This is a genomic window from Micromonospora sp. WMMD1219 (assembly GCF_049315215.1).
Taxonomy (GTDB): Bacteria; Actinomycetota; Actinomycetes; order Mycobacteriales; family Micromonosporaceae; genus Micromonospora; species Micromonospora tulbaghiae.
Genome location: NZ_CP186057.1, coordinates 4,203,535 through 4,223,493, shown reverse-complemented (window position 1 = coordinate 4,223,493; position 19,959 = coordinate 4,203,535). Strand labels below are relative to the sequence as shown.

Genomic DNA, 19,959 nt, shown 5'->3' with positions numbered 1-19,959 from the left:
CACAAGCTGGAGATGGAGACGTTTTTACATCGCAGGCTTCTGCGCTTCTGCCTCTCCCACCCCTTAGCCGTATCGCCCCGACACGCCGATAGACCACGGGGCTAACACCGACATATTCGTCCGATCGTGGTCGTGTGAAGAGCAGTGTCAGGGCTGACACTAACTCCGCTGCCCTAGTGCCTTTTGATTGTTCCCGGCCGGGGACCTCGGTCGGTCGGTCCGGTATGACTTCCTTCCCTGTCGTTGCGATGATCCGGGGGTGTTGTCGCCGGTCGGGGTGGCGTCGGTGGACCTTTGAGAGGGGGCACGGCCGCCCGTGGGGTTGATCTCTTCGTACCATGGCTGCCGGCAGTGCGATGCTCAGACCAGCGGCCGAGACCACGGACGATGCGTGGAGGCGAGTCTGGTACGCGACGGATATTGGCCTCTACCTCGGCTTGGGCGTCGGCACAGAGGGCCACCACACGGTCGAGCTGGCTCCGGAAGGTAGACGGCTACACGACGCGGCGTTGCCGAATACTGAGGCGCGACTGCGGCAGTTGTTCGACAAGCTGGCCTGCCAGGGACGGGTGCTGGTGGTGGTCGACCAGCCGACCTCGATCGGCGCCCCGCCGGTCGCGGTGGCGCGGGCGGCGGGGGCATCAGGCGGCTTACCTGCCCGGCCTGGCGATGCGGCGCATCACGGACCTGCACCCCAGCATCATCGCCGACACCGCCGCACCCTGCCCCACACGCTGCGCCGGGCCGACCCTGCCCGAACTGGAGTCCTCGTCGGGTTCGACGACGACCTCGCCGACGAAGCGACCCGCGTGTCCAACCGCATCCGTGGCCTGCTCACCCAGATCCATCCCGCCCCGGAACGAGTCCTCGGCCCGGAAGTGCACCAGAAAGCCGTGCTGGAGCTGCAGTCCCGCTGCGGCGGACCGGCCGGCCTCTGAAGGCCGGCCACCGCAGACTGCTGTCCGCCGCCGTCCACGCACGGCGCATGGGTGGACGGCTCGCCGCCCAGATCATGACCGCCCCGACGAGCAGACCGCCACCGCCGAACGCCTCCACGACGTCCTGCGACAACGCGACCAGGTCGCCGGCGAGGTCGAGCAGATCCTTGATGCCCACACCCTCTCGCCCGGCCCTGACCTCGATGCCCGGCTCGGCGCCGTGACCGCCGCCCGGTTCCTGCTCGAATCCGCGACGGCACCGCATTCCCCACCCGGCCACCCCGCCGCCTACGCCAGACTGGCCCCGTCACCCGCACTCCGGCAGCAGCATCCGCGGCGAACACCCACGCACCCGACGCTGCTGCGAGGCCCTACACGCCATGCTCCGCGACAAAATCCCCTGCCAACAACGCCCCCAAGCCCCATCCCCGCCAGACCAAACCCATAGGGACACCCCGACCGGGTGAGCGCGGAAGGTTAGGCCTCCTAGATGCAGTGACCGACGGCCCGGACATGCCAGACAGATTGGCCGTCCTGCAGCGGATACGGCTCGGGTGAGGGGTACGCCTTAGGCACACGCCGCCGTCGTCTGGCGTCTGTGGGGCGCAACCTTGGAGCTCAGCCCCAGACGCACAACAGCCCGGGAGCAGGGATCGCTCGCCGGGCTGATGGCACACCCCACCTGTTGGTGGATAGCCAAATGATGAGGCCGTCTCCGGGCCTCGGTCAAGTCGACTCGTACCCCAACGTCGCTTGGCTTCGGCGTTAATCGTGGCGTGGTGTAGCGACGGCCAGCGCGGTCGATCACCGGTGGTTTGCGAAGACATCCGAGGACTCTTCGGCGGCGCGCGCCACACCCTAGGCCTCGCCCATAACGGGCCGTCCTGGGCGGCGTGTCTGTGGCCAATCCGTGCGGGCCGAGCCACGCGGAGGCTGGGCATCTGGTAACGGGGCTGTTGTCCGACGCGGAATGGAAAACCCGCCAGGCGCTGCGGAGCGGGCAGGTCTCGGTAATCCGCGGCGATGCAGCGGGTGCTGCGCACGGCGGTGTGGGACGCTACGCCGTCCGCGATGACCTGTGTGAGCGAATAATCGAGCAGTTCGGATCCAGACTCGATGCGGGCCCGTGACGAGGACCGGGGTTTGAAGAACGTGTGCTCGCGACCACAAGAGGAGCGCCAGCCAGCCAGCGCCGTTCTCCACCCGCGCGATGGCCGTCTCTCGCCCACCAGCGCAGACGCTATCGTGTTGGTCCGGCTCGACGGGGATGAGTCGCGCTTTCGCCAGTAGTTCCAGGCCCATGTAGCGGCGTCCTTCGGTCCATTCGTCGGTTTGTTCGGCCAGGACGGCGCCGACGAGGCGGATGATGGCGCGGCCGGTTGGGAAAATCACGAGGTCCTCGCGTGGCGCTCCCCGAGCACGCCCGGCATTGGTTCGATCGGGTGACGACGCCAAGCCCGAGTCCGGTCGTGCTACTAGCGCAGACAAGGCAAGGTGAGGATGGAGTAGCAGGCGCTGTACTTGATGCCGGGTCAAGCCATGGAGCTTGGCTCCGGCACCTCCTCGGGCTTTACCGAGCGCACCCGCTGTGCAGTAGCGCTGCAAACGTGATCAGTTTGCCCTGGCCAAGAACTTCCGTCACCGACGCCGCCACATGGCTTCGCCTTTCTTGGGTGAGGAGGTGACCGGCGTCCGCGAAGGCCCGAAGTTCGAGTCTCAGACTGCGCTTCACCGCCGGGCCGAGTACACGGAACGGAAGAGAAACGTCGTGACGTCCACGATTACGCGTGCTGGAACCGCGATGTGACCCGTTGACGCGCGGTCCGGGGTCCCGATTGAGCGGACATGCCGTGCTACTGACGTCATGGCACCGACAAGGACGCCACCCGGCTCGTGGCCAGGGGAGAGCATGAGGCGACGCAGACTTGCGCTGGCGAAAGGACCGGTGTCGCCGTCCACCTTGGTGCTGCAAAAGCAGGGCGGAGGTTAGCCGAGCAGTCCGCCCGGGGCGCTTGCTCCTGAGGCCCGGTCTTCGCGGCAGGTCGGGAAACCGATCCGATGCCTCTCAGCTAGCCAGCAGCGAACGGCAACGACATCCCCGCATTGAAGTTCGTTCCCGGGAAAAGAAGCACCGATGGACCGCCGGAGCCGACAACAAACACATGCTTTAACGCTTAGCACAGGTAGCATAGATCCGTTATGCCTGATGAGCCAAACGTCTAGCTGCCCAGCGCACCGCCGCCGGATAGTCCTTGCGCCGGAATCGCTTAGATAGATTGATCTTATAACCGCTTACACCTTTACGTGCAGAAAAGAAAGCAACTGACCAGGGCCCGTCGTTGCGCCGATCCACCGCCAACGTTCGCCCACCAAACGCGCCTCGCCAGAACTGACCAGGGGAACAGTTTCGGCAGCGTTCATCGTTCCTTCGTGACAGCAGCGATGCGCTCACCTAGTTCCACCAGGGAGATCGAAGCAACGATGACTAGACCGTCTACCGACAGTGGGAGCAGGTACTGGGACCCATTCGTTTCTCCAAAGCGCGAGGCCACGGCGGCCATATGCCAATATGACACCCAGGCGGCGATCGCCGCGATAAGCGCCGTAGCCGCCCAGCGGGCAAGCCCCAGGCTGCGCCGATGCACAGGTACCCGGGAGATAAGCTCCAGCGTCAGCAGGAGGGCAAGTGGGGACCAGGCAGAAATAAGCTGTGAGATGAGATCGTCGCGAGCGTGCAGGACGTTACCGGCCACGCTGGCCGCGACGCCGAACGCGAGAACACTTCGGACACTCCAACGAATCTTCTTGAGTGACGCTAGGTCAACGTCGGCAAGAGCACGAGGTTCAGCAGCCTCTTGCAGAGGCCTTGCAGTAACGGGCGCGTGCGCGGCTTCCGAGGTCACCTCCGCAACCTGCTGGGCCGAGGTTCCTCCTGGCGAATCCTGATAGTTGGGCTTTGGTGGCCCATCCTCATCGACCGCCGACGCCCGCCTCCACTCCTCGGTCAACTGGTTGAGCAACTCGTCAGCCTTAGGTGCCCCGATACGAAACGTCCGCATTAACCGATGTCGGCTCGGGAGACCACCCAACTCCTGGGTGATCTCGCGAGCAGCTGGCAGCAACTCCCGTACATTGCGAGGATTGCGTGCGACGTTCACGGTCGAGGCGGTCATGTGGTAACTCCTAAACGATGAACCAAGACACTACTTCGGCAGAGAGGGTGGATACCTCGCGGGATCGACGGCCTCAAGCCATCGCCGAGTCTGGTCCGAACCTACGAGGCGCACAAGCGTTCTACCGAAAGCGGGCGCCTGACGCGACTCACTTTGGCCATATGCACGCGACTAGTCGCGGTGCGGTCACCGCAAGTCACTCGGAGCGCGTGCACTCAGCCGACGACAGACACCCTGACCTCTCATCGCTACGTACTTCGCCCACCTCGGCAGGTGATATCTCCATGGTCGCATGTCCCCGCTCGACCGCGCCCTCCCAGCACATCACTGCGGGAACCGAGAGGCTTCTCTCTGGTCAGTGATGAAAAACGGCGCCCATCGAGTAAGGCTATCGGAAGGTCCTATCGGAGGATCTCAGCTGGTCATGCGAGGGTGCTGCCATGTTCACCTCCCGGCTGCGAGTCACAGGGCGCGCCAGGCATCAACCCGGGCCCGTGAGGTTCTCCATCCAGACCTTGCCGCCTCCAGGCCGTCGAAGGCGTGTGCCTGCCGAGCCGCCAATCCGGTCAAGACGACGGATCGACGAGCAGCCAACCAAGCAGGCCCATGCCGCAGTGTCAGCTGAGGTTTGCGCCGCACCGACAGCGACGGCACTGCATCGATGAGGCTTGAACTGCGCCATCTACGCGTCCTTTGCGCCATCGCCGACTTGGGCAGCCTAGGTAAGGCCGCATCAGCTCTCAGGCTCTCTCAGCCGGCTTTGAGCGCACAGTTGCGCCGCATTGAGCGCTTCATGGGCGGCGAGCTGTTCCTGCGTACAAATTCGGGCGTCCGACCAACCTCGTTTGGCATCGAGATCGTGGAGGGGGCGCGCCAAATCCTCACCAGCGTCGACTCCCTGGGCCGCCGCACCGGCCGGCATTCTTGCAGCAAGGCGCTTCGCCTCGGGTCCACAACTACACCGGTTCTAGCCGGGCTGATCGCCAGGATTTCGAGGCAGCAGCCGGGCGTTAGCGTGACCATACGATCCGAGTACGGAATCGCGGCTCTTCTTGCGATGCTGGAATCAGACAAGTTGGATGTCGCCCTTGTACTGGACTATCCGGGCTTCGAACTGCGCGACTCTGAGATGTTGGATACTCGGCCGTTCGCCGTCGAGCCAGCTTTCGTGGCCTTGCCAGCTGGGCACCGGCTCGCCCACCGAACGGAGGTGCCGTTGCGGGAACTGGCGGGCGAAGCATGGTTCGTTAGTCCCGACGACGGCGCCGGTTGGCCCGGCGTCTTCTATCGCTCGTGCGAACAGGCGGGTTTCCGGCCCGCAGTTACACACGAGTTTCTCGGGGAGAAGAACCTTCAGGACATGATTGCAGCCGGGGTCGGCGTAACGATTTGTCAGCCAACGATGAGGCCCATGTATGGGATGGTCGTCCGCCCTTTGGAAGGGTCGCCAATCCGGGTCCGACAGTTAGTTGTATGGCGGCGCGAAGGTCCGGCGGCCCCGCTGGCCGCACAGTTGCACCGTTATGCACGCGAGGCCTATCAGGACCTGGTAGCGCAGACCCCGCACTACCAAGCGTGGACCGTCCGACAACGAATCTCTCCTGGCTTCACACTATGATCCCGCACCAGTGGATGGGTAGTGGCACGCTACGAGCCTACCGCCGGCCGGCTCGAGGCGGGGGCGATCAGTGAAGCACCGGCCTTGCGCTTTGAAACAGCGCGGGCTGAATGCACATCCGGGGGGCGGCGCGGCGGGGCTTGGCGGATCTCCTTGCAGCACGACCCGCTGTCGCGCCCTCTCGGTCGCTGGGTGCGGAAAAGGCGCTGCCGAAAGCAGGGCGCTGGTATAGGGATGCGCAGGGGCTTGGTACACCGATTCCCTTGCACCGATCTCGATGATCCGGCCGAGATACATCACCGCGATGCGCGTGCAGAGCTGACGGACGACGGCAAGGTCATGGGCAATGAAGACGTAGGATAAGCCGAATTCCCGCTGAAGCTCGCTCATCATATTGATAATCTGAGCTTGAACGGAGACATCCAAGGCAGAAACTGGCTCATCGGCAATTAGGAGACGCGGGCGTGTGACCAAAGCCCGAGCAATGCCGATGCGCTGCGCTTGCCCCCCTGAGAACTGGTGTGGGTAGCGGTCAACCTGCTCGGGCGCCAACCCAACACGCTCGATAATCTGGGCCACCGCACTGCGCTCATCGAGTTCGGGCCGCAAGATCCTTAACGGCGTTCTAATGATCTCGCCGACTGTGCGCCGCGGGTTGAGGGAAGAATAAGGGTCCTGGAAGATCATTTGAACGTCGCGCCGCAGCGGGCGCATGGCTCTCCTGCCGATCTTACTAATGTCGCGCCCCTCAAATTTTATGCTGCCTGAAGTGGCGCTCAACAGCCGTGCGAGCAATCTCGCCGTCGTCGACTTTCCGCATCCCGACTCACCGACAAGGCCTAGCGCCTCCCCGGCATAGACACTGAGGTCGAGATCAGCCACAGCATGTAGGTCGGCTCCCCTGCGCCCCTGGAAGACCTTCGACAGGCTGGCAACCTCCATTAGCGCGTCGCTCATCCCGTCACCTCGAGCAAGTGACATCCGGCCCTGTGCCCGTCTCCGACATTAGCCAGCCTCGGGGACCGTGTGTCACAGGGTAAGCCGGTCGTTCGCTCACCGCATCGGGGGTGGAATCGACAACCAGGTGGCGGACTCATCAGCGAGGGCGGGCTGCCCGCGACTGGCCTTAGCGCCTCGGCAAGGGGGCGGTCGAGGTGGGGGATGGAGTTGAGCAGAGCGCGGGTGTACGGATGCTTCGGGGTCTCGAATACAGTCGGCGCCGGCCCCTCTTCCACAGCGCGGCCAGCGTACATAATCATAACTTTATCGGCCATTCGGGCTACTACGCCCAAGTCGTGAGTGATCATTAGGACAGCCAAACCGAATTCTTGCTGAATTCCGACGATGAGGTCGAGGATCTGTGCCTGCACAGTGACATCCAGCGCCGTTGTCGGCTCATCTGCGATCAGCACCTCCGGCTCGCACGACAGAGCCATTGCGATCATGACTCGCTGCCGCATACCGCCGGAGAACTGATGCGGATAATCTGCCTGCCGCCGATGCGGATCGGGAATTCCTACGTGGTCGAGTAACTCCGCAGCCCGTTCTCGTGCGGCGCGTCGTCCGGCGCCGAAGTGTAGCCGATAGGCTTCTGCTATCTGCTCTCCGACCGTATATGCCGGATGCAACGATGAGAGCGGATCTTGAAATATCATCGCCACCTTTCGCCCGCGCAACTGCCTTATGGTCCTTTGAGATGCGCCGATGATCTCGGTACCGTCTAGGAGGACCGAACCGGCGACAGTCGCGTCGCGGTGCAAGCCCATTATCGCTAGACTCGCAACTGACTTCCCAGAGCCGGATTCACCGACAATTCCAAGCGTTTGGCCGCGGTCGAGCGAGAAAGACAGGCCGTCAACCGCGCAGACGACGCCGTGAATAGTCTGAAACGTCACTCGCAAATCGGTTACTTCCAGCACGCTCATGATTGCCGCACCTTCGGATCCGCGACGGCATAGAGAACGTCGACAACCACATTGAACCCGGTGATAAGAAACGCAGAAAGCAAGGCTACTCCCATGACCACCGGCTGATCCGCTGTATTGATTGCGTTGATCGTAAGCTGTCCTACGCCGGGCAAGCCGAAGACGCTTTCCGTAATGACCGCGCCTCCCAGAAGCGTCGCCAGGTCCATCCCGAAGATGGTGATCACGGGAGTCAGCGCCGAGCGCATGGCGTGTTTAACGACGACAGTTCGTTCAGGGAGGCCCTTGGCGCGGGCAGTTCGGATGTATGGCTCCGCAAGGGTTTCGAGCATTGATGAGCGCGATAGCCGTGCGTACATCGCGGCGTACAGTAGGGCGAGCACGGCCCATGGCAGTAGTAGATTCTGCGCCCACGCAATCGGGCTTTCCGTCAACTCCACGTAGCTTGGAAATGGTAGCCATCCAGCCAACTGTATTACTAGGTATAGGGCAACTAGGCCGGTAAAGTAAACTGGCAATGACGCCGCTGTCAGCGTGCCAGCCATGAGTGACCGGTCTAGAACGGTGCCTTTCCGCAGCGCGGAGATCACACCTGCAGTCAAGCCGAACAGGAGCCACAGTACTGCCGCCCCAGCGGCTATCGATGCAGTTGTGGGCAGCCGGTCCAGAAGGAGTTCCCAAACAGGGCGGTTCATCTGATATGAAAACCCAAGGCAGGGAAATTCGCATTTCACCGCGAGTTCACCCGTCCCTAATGTTCGTCCGCCTACGATCCCGCCGAGGTAATCCACAAACTGCTGCCAGAGAGGTTTGTCCAGGCCCATCTGATGATGCAGTTGCTCGATGCGTTCCGTGGTACAGCTCTTGCCGCAGGCTTGTAGGGCCGGATCACTGGGCAAGATATAGAAGATGCCAAAGGTGACAACGCAGATGGCCAGCAGCACGAAGAGCAGGCCAGCCAGGCGGCGAAGCGTATAGGAAAGCACTACACTCCTGATTTCGGATCCGTGGCGTCGCGGAGCGCATCACCGAAGAGGGTGAACCCAAGAACGGTTAGGAACAGGCATATCCCAGGGACGAGGAAGAACATAGGGTCTACCTGATACCAAGACATCGCTTTCTGCATCATTTGGCCCCAGGATGGCGTCGGCGGCTGCACCCCGATGCCTAAGAACGATAGAGCTGCCTCAGTGCCGATGTTGGCAGGAATTGAGAGCGTAGCGTATACAAGGATTGGCGATGTGAGGTTGGGGAGAATTTCACGCAACAAGATTGTTCCCCGCAATTGGCCGCCCGCCCACGCGGCTTCGACAAACTCTCGATGCCGCAACGACAGTGTTTGACCTCGGACGATACGGCCGATGTAGGGCCAGCCGAAGAAGCCGATCACGAGGATCAGTGACATCGTTCTGCCCTGGTCCGGAAGCACCGCTACGAGCGCGATCATGAAGATGAGCTGGGGGAAGGAGAGCACGAGGTCCATCAGCCGGCTGATGGCCGTGTCGATCCAGCCGCCGAAGAAGCCGGCAACCATTCCGAGCACGGTCCCGACTATCACGGAGACGGCCGTCGCGAGGACAGCGATCAAAAGGGATATCCGTGCCCCGTAGACGATGCGAGCTAACACATCTCGACCGTTAACCGGTTCGACGCCCAACCAATGATCCTCACTTACTCCGCCTAGCCGACCTTTGGGAAGGCCGCCTAGCGTCTTGTCAATTTGGCCCTCGTGGAAGTCATTGGGACCACTGCCGATAACGGCGGCGATTAGTGGGGCGAAGACGGCTAGGGCGATGAATAGAGCTATAATCACGATCCCTACCCTGGCGGCGGACTGAGCCCATACACGGACTACGAGTCTTCGCCACGGTCCGACGGGGGAGCCCGCCTCGGTCCGTCCCGGAAGTGGGTCTGTCATGCCACCGAGACCGCCGCGTAGTCGATCTCACCTTGCCAGATTGGATGGCCGAAGACGCCAGTGACCTTGGACCCGTGCAACAGGGGCATCTTGTCCCATACCAGGGGAACAGCAGGCATCAGCTGGATGATTTGCGTGTCGAGTTCACCCCACGCTTTTTGCGCGCTATTCGCGTCGGTCAGGGCCAAGATTTCATCGACACGCTTGTTTACCGACGGATCGTTCAGTTGGCTGATTACCCTATTTCCCTTCGGCTGAATGTTGCGGCCGTCGAACTTTTGCGGGATGAATGAAGCGCCGTTCGGCCAGTCCGCGCACCAGCCATCGAAGACCAATTCGTCTGCTGTGGCGGGGGTGCCGGTCGTGGAGTAGAACACCGATGCATCGACAGAATTGATCTTGACTCGAACGCCGATGCGAGCCAGGGAAGATTGGACGGCCTCGGCTTCGGCCCTGCCCGTGTCTGTCGAAGTGGTAGTTAATGTGATTTCGAACCCTTCGGGCTTCCCTGCATCAGCCAGGAGCCGGCGAGCCTTTGTCACATCACCTTCTGGTGGCGCCTGGAAGGCTTCATTCTTCTGACCGGCCGTGAGAGATGGCGGCATGAAGGAAGTTGCGAAGTCGCCGACTCCTTCTCCACCGTGCGCTGTCCTATACGCCTCACGGCTGATCCCATAGGCCACAGCCTGACGTGCCATCAAGTTGTCAAAGGGGGGTTTCGCAGTATTGAACGTGAGCATGCGGGTGCAGATGCTCGGCTCTGCAACGTAGCGATCCTTTACCTTCGGATCGCTGAGGACGCGAGGCATGCTGGCAGCGCTGATTCCGGCCCACGCCACGGCCCGCTGGTCCCGCCCCTGATCCGCTATGAGCCGTTGCTCGATGGTCGCACTCGAAAGCCCCTGCTTCACCTCAATTCGGTCAGGAAGGGCTTTTCGGATCGAGTCTGTGCTCGGGTCCCAATGGGAGTTCCGGACCAGGACGAGTTCCTTACCTCGGTCATACCTTTCGATCTTATATGGCCCAGTAGAGAAAATGGCCGAGTTATACTTCACCCCAGTGTCTTTCTCCTTGCGCACGGGAGCCGAAGTGGGCAACGCCAAGATGTAGTCTAGGTCAGCCGTGGGTTTCCTCAATTCAAAGACGATGGTTCGATCGTCGGGGGTGAGAATCGATGGCAGCCCTCTCGGATCCTTATATGGTCCGGCGTATTTTTCGCCTCCAACGAGCAGGTCGCGGAGATATCCTGGGCCCTCTTGGAGTTCCGCCGCGAAAATCCGCTCAATACCGTACTTTACGTCTTTGCTAGTGACTACGCTTCCGTCCTCAAATTTGACCCCGGATCGGAGCTTATATGTCCAGGTCCTGTTTCCGCCTGACGGCACCCCCAGCTCTTCGGCTAGGTCGGGCCTAACCTTTGTGCCCTCGGACCCAGGCGCGGCCGCATAGGCCGTTAGTGTGCGATATAGCGTTCGCCCGCCGAACAGAACATCCCGCATAGTCCAGTTCTGGGCCGGGTCGAGATTAGCGAAGTCCGCAGAGGCTAGAACGATGAGCGTCCCTCCTCGGCCACCGGTTCGCCCGTTTTCCTGGTCGGTGGGGCTGGCTCCGCATCCCCCTAAGATCATGGCCAATGCCGCGCCCGCAGCAGTTATAGATCTTTTCATGCACTATTCTCCGTTCACTTGCAGGAGATTCGAGTTTGTCGTTGATGGCACAGCTGCGCCGGCGGAGTGGCTGACGCATGAACCGCTGACCTCATCTTCACCTCTCCCGATATCGGATTGGTTGCGAAGCCTGGATGCTATGACTGCACATAACATCCACCGCTCCTACTTGTGCGCGACCGAGGAGTCCGTCATAATCGCTAGCCCGCGAATTACGTGGATTCCGTACAACGCGATCTGACAGGTTCCCGGGATTTAGAGAGGGTCGCGCTTGCTGTCCGTGCCAAGGGTGTTCGACGGTGGCGGATGCTCTACCAGGAACTGCCGGATGGCCGAGTGCTGGCGGTGGGGCAGCACATCACCGACGTGGATCGCCCATGAAGCAGCTGATCTGGATTGACCTGCTGGTGGGTGGGGCGGTCCTGCTCAGCCTGGCCTCGGTGGGTGCCGGGATGGTGCGTAGCAGTCTCAAGCCGCTGGTCGAGATCGAGCGGACCGCAGCGGCCATCGCCGGCGGGGACCTGACCGAGTGGTGCCCGACCCGGAGGAGGGACGGCCGGCGCCGACCTCAGAGGGGGCCGGCTATCCCGAGCGCTGAACGCGATGCTCGCCCAGATCGAGGCGAGGCGGCCTTCACCGCTGGGGCTGCGTCCAAGGCGCGAGTACGCTCCCCGAAGGAGTGGACGCGGCAGTTCATCGCGGACGCCTCGCACGAGCTGCGGACGCCGCTGACCACGTTCCGAGGCTTAGCCGAGCTGTACCGGCAGGGCGCCGGCCGAGAGCCGCAGCAGACCGCCGGCCTGCTGCGCCGTACGGAGGACGAGGCGTCCCCGATGGGATTGCTGGTGGAGGATCTGCTGCTGGCCCGCATGGACCGGGAAAGCCGGATCGCGCTGGTGCCGGTGGAGTTGCGGCCCTCGCTCCGACGCGGTCCATGCGGTCCAGGCGGCGGGGGCGATCGACGCCGAGCGCCGCATCGAGCTTCACATCGAGCCTGGCAGCGGGCCGCTGGTCGTACTCGGCGACGACGCCGCCTGCGACAGGTGGTCGGAAACCTGATGACCAACGCGCTCGCCCACACCCCACCGGACGCCGCGGTAGAGCTACGGCTGCGGGCCGAGCCAGAAAACCAGGCCGTGATTGACGCGGCTGAGAGACACCCGGGCCGTGAGGTCACCTTCCGGGTGAAGTTGGCGCTGCCGCGGAAGTCACCCCAGTCCAGCGAGTGACCTTCCGCTACGTGCCTTCTCGGCCGCCCACCCACCGATCATCAACTATCAGCCGACGACCGGGGAAAACTGATTGGGACTTGTGGATCGGTTGGGAAGCGGCGTACCTCCCCGATGAGCGTTCGAGGATCTCAAGTGAAGGCCGACGTTGGCGCGTCTTTCGGGAAGGCAGGCCGATGCTGACCGTAGTCGCCGAGGACGGGACGACGCGCAAGGGCGTCTCGCTGCTGGATGACATCGTGCAAGAGGGCGCCCGGCGAATCTCGCCGCCGCACTGGAGGCGAAGGTCGACGCGCAACTGGCCGAACTGGCGGTCGAACCTGACGAGCAGGGCTGGCGGCTGGCGGCTGGCGGCTGGCGGCTGGCGGCTGGCGGCTGGCGGCTGGCGGTGCGTAACGGCCGCGCCCAGCCGAGGGAAGTGATGACCTCGGCTGGGCGCGGTGCAGGTGCGGTCGCCGCGGGGTCTAGGACAGACGGGTCGACCCGGACCTGGCAGCGGAAGGGGGTCCGGTCGGTGGTCCTGCCGCCGTGGTGCCAGCAAGAGCCCCGAAGGTAGCGGAAGCTACCTCTGCTCTACCTGGATGATCTGGCGCCCGATGATTTCGTCCCGGCCCTGGACTTGTCCACCGTCGACTACATGTGTGGGTGGGCCGGCGGTATCGCCACCGACGTGCGCCTAGAGGAGGACAAGCTGCTCGTGGTCGTCGAGGTCCGCGCCGACGGCTGGAAGGAGATGGTCGCGCTGGCTGACGGCTACCGAGAGTCAACCTGCTCGTGGGCTGACCTGCTGCGCGACTGCGCTCGTCGAGGTGCGCAGGTCCCGGTTCTCGCGGTCAGTGACAGCGCGCCTGGCTCCTGTGCTGCGCGCTGCAAGAGGTCTTCCCGACACCCGCGGGCAGCGCGACTGGGTGCGCAAGACGGCTAACGTCGTCCTAGCCGCGCTACCCTAGTCCGCTCATCCGGGCGCCAAGGGCCGCCCTGGCTGGGGTCTACAACGCCGAGGGCAATCGGCACACCCACGCCGCGGCGAATTCGTTCGCTGACGCCTACTGCCTCAAGTTGCCCAAGGCTGTCGCTAAGCTCATCGAACACCTCGACGAGTTGCGGGTTCTATTCTCTCCCCACCGAGCAGTGGATCCACCTGTGCGCCTCGGACCCGCTCGAACCGACCTTCGTCACGGTGCGCCACCGCAACCGGGTCACTCAAGGGCATCGGCAGCCGAGCCGCCGGCCTGGCCGTGGCGTTCAGGCTCATCGAGTCCGTGCAGGATCGGCGGCGGGCGGTGAACGCACCACACCTGCTCGCCCTGGCCCCCGCCGGCGCCTACCGTCATCAACGGCGAACTCGTCGAGCGTCCGGACAGCGACGTCGCATAGCCCACCCGGGACAAGCCACAGGGAGCGTCAAGCATGACCATCATCGACAAGATCGCGTGGATGCGCCTCGACAACGGCGCGATCCTCAGCTCTGGTGCCCGCCGGCCCGCGGCCGACCCAGCAGCACTTCGCGCCGTCGCTTCGACGGGCGAGCGCCGTTCCTGTCCCGCAAGCCGGCCGCCCCCGACTTAAGCGCGACTCTTGAGGCAGTCGCCGCCACGAATCCTCGATATGGAGCAGCACAAATTCCCCAATGGACCGAGCAATCATCAAGTCGCTAGCGGCTTCGCAACCGATGTCCGCCTGACGGCGACCCCAGTACGATCGATAGATCACCCGCGGCCGCCCCTTCAGCACTCCCTAAGGGACGTCTCGTAACTGGGTGAAGGCGTTGCCTGGTACCGGGCCGGTGGTCAGCCGACGAGGATGATGTTGTGGAGGTTGGCGATGCCGGAAGTGGCGTCGGCCAATGTGTGGGTGGCGGGGCGGTAGTCGCGCGGGGTCTTGAAGCCCTTCATCCTGGCCAGAGCGTGTTCGACCCCTGCTCGGACGGGTGCGGTGTTCGACGTTGAGGGCTTCCTTCCAATCCGGCAGGTCGCTGCCGTCGGAGGGCTTGCGGTACGGCATGATCACCTCGGGGTTGCCGCGGTAGCCGCCGTCGACCATCACCGGCCGCCCGTGCAGCTTCTGGTCGATGCCGGAGGTGCGGTAGACGATGGTGTCGTTGCGGTTGCCGGGCTGCGGTTCGCCGACGGCGATGATCAGACGGGTGGAGGCGTCGATGGCGACCTGCAGGTTCGTCGAGTTCCGGTAGTTCTTGCTCCGGGCGGCCAGCCGGTGATCGCGGGTGGGGATCAGAGTCCCGTCGACGATCGCGATCTGCGCGACTGGCCGTTTGCGTACCGGCGCCAGGGCCAGCAGCGGCGCGAGGGTGTCGATGACCCGGTGGGCTGCGGAGTGCGACACCCCGAACAGCGGGCCGATCTGGCGCATCGTCAGGTTCGTGCGCCAGTAGGTGGCCACCAGCAGCACCCGGTCGGCGAGGTCGAGGGCCCACTGCCGGCCGTCGGCGATGCCGTCCCCGCCCCGCTCGGCGACCAGGCGGACCAGCTTACGGAACTGGGCGGGCTGCAACCCGGTGAACGGAAAGATCCACTCCGGCCGGGCTGCCGTGATCACCTGCACCCAGGCATCCTGCCTAATCGTCCTCAACAGACAGACGCCAGGGTTACGAGACGTCCCTTAGGGAGATGCGCTTCGACAAGGGAATCCTCTTCCTTCGAACGAAGCAACCCGCCAGCGGGGCGTTTGATACTGCGACCTCCGGAATTCAGCAATGGCGGAGTGTCGTGACGGACGGCTTGCTCCTGATGGCCTCAGTCAGCGTCAAACTGAGAGTGCGCAGGCCGCGAGCAGAGCACTCCCGGCAAACATCAAAATCTGGGTGCGCTGACTAGCTACCGGCCACCATGCCACGCCTTCAGGAACTGCGATGACCGCTAGACCCCTCCAGCCGCAGGTGAGTCGAGCCGATTGCGCGTCTCGATAGGTGATTCGCCACCCGGCGGACGTCAGCTCTATAAGCGCATCGTAAAGGTCAATCGGAAAGAACTGACCGGCGACGGCTTCACCCTGGTTGCGATCGTCACGGGTGTCGGCAGATTGTGGGGCGTTGCGCCTCGAAGCCAATCGGCCGCGAGGGTTAATCCTGAGCCAGGATGAGCGCGATGAGCCGGGACGGCGGAACACAGCACCCCTCACCTCTCTAACGTTGACTACTGTGGCGCACTCACACATGGTCGGTCTGGTTCTTGCTGGGCCGCCTCGCCGCGCGCATACTGGCCATGCAACGACTTATCTTCGCGACGAAGCGGCGTTGGAGCATCTCTCGAATCTTCTCGTCTGAGCGGTCGAACTACTGCGCCGATCGGCGGGAAGAGTCTCTAGAGTGGATAACCCGGTCGCCTTCAGGCCAGGGGACCTCCACCCTTCGCTCCGCGCAGGAGACAAGATGTCAGGGCGTCGAGAGATTATGTGAGCCTAGTTCACTTAGTCAATAGGTCCGGCGGCAAGTCGGCACATCCTCCCCCTCGCACGTCGGGCGATGGAAAACCGGAGGCTTTGAGGGGCCGAGGCGACAGGTTGGGATGCGCTCAGAGCCCACCCCTGGACCCCAGCCGGGCGCAAGAGGCTCCAAGTGCGATGCGGGCCTCCTGCTGCGCCTTGACGGCGTGTGGCATTTCCAGCTGGGCCACCCGCCCTGGTGGCGCTTCGATTCCTCCCACCCTCTCGGAACCCCGGTGAAGACGGCGTAGCCATGCCGCCCGACACGAGCACCGCGGCCAGCGGCCACTCCTCGCGCTCGGCAAGTGCGGCTGCTCCCGGGTGTCTGCCACGCCAGCGAGCCGAACGAACCGCCGCGCACGCCACGCCGACCCGTGGGCCTCGGGCGGGGGACGGCGCCTCCCGGTCCCTATCCGCAGCCATCTCGCAACCCGAGCGCTACCGGTCGGCGCTCGTTCCACCGCTACCGCACGACTCCAGGTAGGCGCCTAGCGGCCAAGCGATGATCCCGTCGAGAGGAGTGCAACGCGATCAGCGCCGGGCGGCGGCCATGACTTAGGCACGCCTTAAGTGGGAGGGGACGCCACTGACGCTTTGTGCAAATGGCGCAACATGGGCCAGTCCCGACGATGGCGGCTGACCTGGGCTTAGCCACTGCCTGAGATGTAGGACTGGTTGCGCGGGTGCGCTCCCACAACTGGACACATGTTGCGTGTCCGGCAATCTAGCGTAATGTCCGCTCTCTCAAAGTTAGGAGTCCTCGCCTCTGACGTACACCCCCCTTCCAGGCGCGCCATAGACGATTCCCTTGGCATGGAGCACCAAGATGGCTCGTTGCACGGTGGCAATCGAGACGCTGTAGAGCGCTGACAACTGACTGTAGGAGGGGATCTTCGTCTCTGGCGGGTACTCACCGGTGGCGACGCGGGCGGCGATGTCGTCTGCGATCTGGCGGTAGGTCATTCGTTGGGGCATGTCACTCCTGGGTTGGCGCCCCGATGAGATCACGCGCACTAGGTTCACTCAACTCTCCCGTTGACCGCGTGAACTAGGTGCACATACTGTAGCTGTGAGTGGTCGTCAGGTGTACCTGGGTTGGCGCCAAGGGCACAGGCTGCTCAGCCGGGAGTCGAGTCGGCGGCTCGACTCCCGGTCCATGGCTGACACTTGGGGGAATCGTTGGCGCGCGTTTCTAGCGGCTCGTCATCCCTGCGCTTCGCGCCTTCATGCCGGGCCCCGCATCCGGGTATTGGCCATGTGCTGGTTCGGGTGGAGGTTCAACTTCGGCGTTCGAGAGCAATCAGCCACGGTCACCCATCCCCTCAGGCAGGTTCCGCGATGTCAAGCGGCATGGCGCGTTGCGCGCGAACAGGCCGGACTAGCTTGCCTTCCGCAGTCAGACAGGCACGGGCGCTGTCCGTTCGTCAGTCAGTGTCCAGCTGGCGAACCAGGGATGCATGGCCCTGCCCAGTCGGACGGGAGCGCTCGTGAGCGCGTATCATGTTGCCTTGACCGTGGAAGCGGAGCAAACGGAAAGATCAGCACCTTTCCCTTGCTTTGTCGTACAATTTCGCGCGGAGCTGACGGCATGGTCCAATCGCAGCCACGCAATGAACGTCGTGGTACATCCAGCTGTGACGCAGAACCGGTGTTTGGTGGAGCTAGACGCGGAAACCGCAACCGTTGCCACCGCCCTGTATCTCGCAGAGCGGGCGGTCATTAGCACTGCCGAAGCGAATCTGGGCTGGACCTTAGTGATTGTGCGCGCTGTCGTCCATCCACTGCTTCAACGCGCATAAGCAACGCCGACACGGGAAAATTGTCCGGTCTCGGGACCTGCGTGACACATCGCTAGCACGACCTGGGTAACACTCCGCTGAGTGTTGGTGGAGATGGGCGTGATGGAACAGCGGTACCGAACCGTCCAGGACGTGCTTGCCGGATCCACGGTCACGGACGTCGCCGAACTATTCGGAGTCCCTCGCCAAGCGCGGTGCATCGCTGGCTGGCCTGGTATCAGGACGAGGGCCTGGAAGTGCTTGCCGACCCGGTCTAGCCGTCCGCGTTCCTTGCCTAGCCAGGCTGTTCCTGAGGTGGAGGCACTGATCTGTGAGCTGCGCCGGAACCATCCCTGTTGGAGTGCCCATCGCCTCGTCTATGAGCTCGGGCGCCGCGACTGTCCCAGATTGATCTCTTCGCGGCTTAAGGTGCATCGAGTGTTGATCCGGCACGGCGTGGTAGATCCGATGCCTCGCCGGCGTCGGCGGGAGGACTACCGGCGATGGGACCGTGGCCGGTCGATGGAACTGTGGCAGCTGGACATCGTTGGCGGTATCCGGCTGGCTGACGGTGGTGAGGCGAAGGGCGTCACCGGCGTTGACGATCACGCCGGGTTCTGCGTCATCGCCGCCGTGGTTCGGCGGGCCACCGGCCGGGCCGCCTGTCTCGCCTTCGTTGAGGCCCTGTAACGATTCAGGGTGCCCGAGGAGGTACTCACGGAGAACGGCAAGCAGTTCACTGCCCGGTTTGGCCGCGGCGGTGGTGAGGTGATGTTCGACCGGATCTGCCGGGAGAACGGCATCACCCACCGGCTGACCAAGCCCCGTTCACCCACCACCACTGGCAAGGCCGAACGGTTCCACCAAGCCCTGCAACGCGAGCTCCTCGACGACGTCGACGCTTGGGCCGCCCCCCGAGGAAGTCCAAGAAGCGATCGACGTGTTCCGCACGAATACAACACCGAACGGCCGCACCAGTCCCTCGGGATGCGTTCCCGTCCAACCGGTTCACCGCCTCTGCTGCAGACGAGCCGCTGCCGATGCAGCTTCCACCGGCGCTGACCAGCACGAACCCCGCCCCCGGGAAGCCGCTGCCTGCGCCACCGCCGGCCCGTGGGTCGGCCTCCGTCGCAGCCGCGCCAGTGCCAAGCGGCGACGATGTCGGCCTGGCCGTGGAGGTCACCCGGATCATTCCCGCCTCGGGCAACCTCACCGTCTGCGGGCAACAGTTCTGGCTCAGCCCCACCCGGGCCGGTCTGCCGGTCACACTCTGGGCGGACACGACCGTCATCCACCTGCTCATCGACGGCGTCCGACTCAAGACCGTCCCGTCCCGGCTCACCCCCGACCACCTGCGTCAGCTCCTCGACGACGACGGCCAACCCGCCGGGCTGCCACCGATCACCACCGGCAGCGTCCAAGCTGGCGCCGCGATTGAGGTGGAACGACTTGTCAACGCGACAGGCCTGATCGGCCTCGTCGGACGGCAACACCCCGTCGGCTACCGCTTCGCCGGCCGGCGCATCACGGTCCGCCTCGATCGCGGCCTCATGCAGATCACCGCAGACGGCGCCCTGCTGCGCAGCCTGCCCAACCCGCGGACATCCGCCGAAGCCACCCGCATCCACGACGCCCGCCCCGCCGGACCCCCACCGCCCCGGCACCATCACCGGTCCGGGTCGAACGCCGTGTCAGCTGCCGAGGATCTCTGGTCATCGCCGGCCAATGCATCCATGTCGGCATCGCCCGCGCCGGCCGCACCCTCACCGTCGAAGCCGCCCGACACCACCTTCCGCGTCCACGGCGGCAACCAGCTCCTCACCGAAGTCTCCCGAACCACACCAAGCCCATCGCACGATGCAAGGCCCGTAGACCGGAGCCGCCCCGGCTACGGCGCGCCGCCTCGACGTCCTACCTGTCAGAAAGCCCCTCCTCCGATCGGCTCTCGTAACGCACCCTTATCCCATGGCACCGGGCAAGCCGTGGGCCGGCGACGACGCGGGCCACAACAACCACTGCCACCAGCGTCTAGATCAAACAGCGCGACCGCGACACCGTCGACCCGGCCTACCCAGAGGCCCTGGTGCGACGAGCAATCCGGCGGATGCCGATTATGGATCCCCGTCAACGGCGAAGTCGGCCACGGCTACGGTGCCTGCACGAACCCCGCCTCGAACTTCGACGGACGGGTCCGCTTCGAACACGACGGATGCACCGCCTTCGCCAACCGCGACGACGGCTCCTTCGGATAACCCAACGCAAGTAAGTTGAA

Annotated in this window: 9 protein-coding genes and 7 pseudogenes; 6 read left to right on the top strand and 10 right to left on the bottom strand. The window is 63.9% G+C overall.

Translation table 11 applies throughout. The features are described 5' to 3' along the window. The first annotated feature begins 356 nt into the window (after positions 1-356). Positions 357-1,405, top strand: a pseudogene (locus ACN27C_RS20110) (IS110 family transposase). A gap of 790 nt (positions 1,406-2,195) precedes the next feature. Here the strand turns inward: ACN27C_RS20110 and ACN27C_RS20105 are convergent. Both ACN27C_RS20105 and ACN27C_RS20100 read right to left on the bottom strand, forming a co-directional pair. Further along, positions 2,196-2,342: pseudogene (locus tag ACN27C_RS20105) on the bottom strand (IS256 family transposase); the annotation flags it as partial. 1,013 nt (positions 2,343-3,355) lie between these two features. Then, positions 3,356-4,111: a DUF2637 domain-containing protein gene (locus ACN27C_RS20100; protein ID WP_120569295.1), complete on the bottom strand. Its 756-nt coding sequence runs from the start codon at positions 4,109-4,111 to the stop codon at positions 3,356-3,358. A 661-nt stretch (positions 4,112-4,772) separates the two neighbouring features. Between ACN27C_RS20100 and ACN27C_RS20095 the strand changes: the two genes are divergently transcribed. After that, positions 4,773-5,729 (top strand): LysR family transcriptional regulator, encoded by a 957-nt coding sequence (locus ACN27C_RS20095; RefSeq protein ID WP_120569294.1) that lies wholly within the window; start codon positions 4,773-4,775, stop codon positions 5,727-5,729. Here the strand turns inward: ACN27C_RS20095 and ACN27C_RS20090 are convergent. From ACN27C_RS20090 to ACN27C_RS20065, 6 genes and pseudogenes are all read right to left on the bottom strand, one after another. Next, on the bottom strand, positions 5,724-6,686 hold the full coding sequence (locus tag ACN27C_RS20090) for an ABC transporter ATP-binding protein (protein WP_422747373.1): 963 nt from the start codon (positions 6,684-6,686) through the stop codon (positions 5,724-5,726). The two genes, ACN27C_RS20095 and ACN27C_RS20090, sit on opposite strands and share 6 nt — an antisense overlap. Further along, entirely contained in the window at positions 6,683-7,654 is a 972-nt protein-coding gene (locus ACN27C_RS20085) for an ABC transporter ATP-binding protein (RefSeq protein ID WP_120569292.1), read from the bottom strand. Before ACN27C_RS20085 ends, ACN27C_RS20090 begins: the two co-directional genes overlap by 4 nt. Next, positions 7,651-8,640 (bottom strand): ABC transporter permease, encoded by a 990-nt coding sequence (locus tag ACN27C_RS20080; protein WP_422747371.1) that lies wholly within the window; start codon positions 8,638-8,640, stop codon positions 7,651-7,653. Before ACN27C_RS20080 ends, ACN27C_RS20085 begins: the two co-directional genes overlap by 4 nt. After that, positions 8,640-9,311 (bottom strand): ABC transporter permease, encoded by a 672-nt coding sequence (locus tag ACN27C_RS20075; protein ID WP_244933454.1) that lies wholly within the window; start codon positions 9,309-9,311, stop codon positions 8,640-8,642. The genes ACN27C_RS20080 and ACN27C_RS20075 overlap by 1 nt, the downstream gene beginning before the upstream one ends. A gap of 117 nt (positions 9,312-9,428) precedes the next feature. Continuing rightward, a pseudogene (locus ACN27C_RS20070) lies at positions 9,429-9,572 on the bottom strand (ABC transporter permease); the annotation flags it as partial. Next, complete coding sequence (locus ACN27C_RS20065; protein ID WP_244933294.1) at positions 9,569-11,071, bottom strand: ABC transporter substrate-binding protein; 1,503 nt, start codon at positions 11,069-11,071, stop codon at positions 9,569-9,571. The pseudogene ACN27C_RS20070 and the gene ACN27C_RS20065, both read right to left, overlap by 4 nt. 393 nt (positions 11,072-11,464) lie before the next feature. On the opposite strand from ACN27C_RS20065, the pseudogene ACN27C_RS20060 reads away from it, so the two are divergent. The 3 genes and pseudogenes from ACN27C_RS20060 to ACN27C_RS20050 form a co-directional block, all read left to right on the top strand. After that, positions 11,465-12,405: pseudogene (locus tag ACN27C_RS20060) on the top strand (sensor histidine kinase); the annotation flags it as partial. A gap of 239 nt (positions 12,406-12,644) precedes the next feature. Continuing rightward, positions 12,645-13,845: pseudogene (locus tag ACN27C_RS20055) on the top strand (transposase). Positions 13,846-13,878: 33 nt separating this feature from the next. Continuing rightward, the gene (locus tag ACN27C_RS20050) at positions 13,879-14,037 is read left to right on the top strand and encodes a hypothetical protein (RefSeq protein WP_162959066.1); all 159 of its coding nucleotides are present in this window, start codon (positions 13,879-13,881) and stop codon (positions 14,035-14,037) included. A gap of 221 nt (positions 14,038-14,258) precedes the next feature. Here the strand turns inward: ACN27C_RS20050 and ACN27C_RS20045 are convergent. Beyond that, a pseudogene (locus ACN27C_RS20045) lies at positions 14,259-15,030 on the bottom strand (transposase family protein). 1,629 nt (positions 15,031-16,659) lie between these two features. Then, on the bottom strand, positions 16,660-16,872 hold the full coding sequence (locus ACN27C_RS20040; RefSeq protein ID WP_244933293.1) for a winged helix-turn-helix domain-containing protein: 213 nt from the start codon (positions 16,870-16,872) through the stop codon (positions 16,660-16,662). 929 nt (positions 16,873-17,801) lie between these two features. Between ACN27C_RS20040 and ACN27C_RS20035 the strand changes: the two are divergent. After that, a pseudogene (locus tag ACN27C_RS20035) lies at positions 17,802-19,528 on the top strand (DDE-type integrase/transposase/recombinase); the annotation flags it as partial. Positions 19,529-19,959 lie beyond the last annotated feature (431 nt).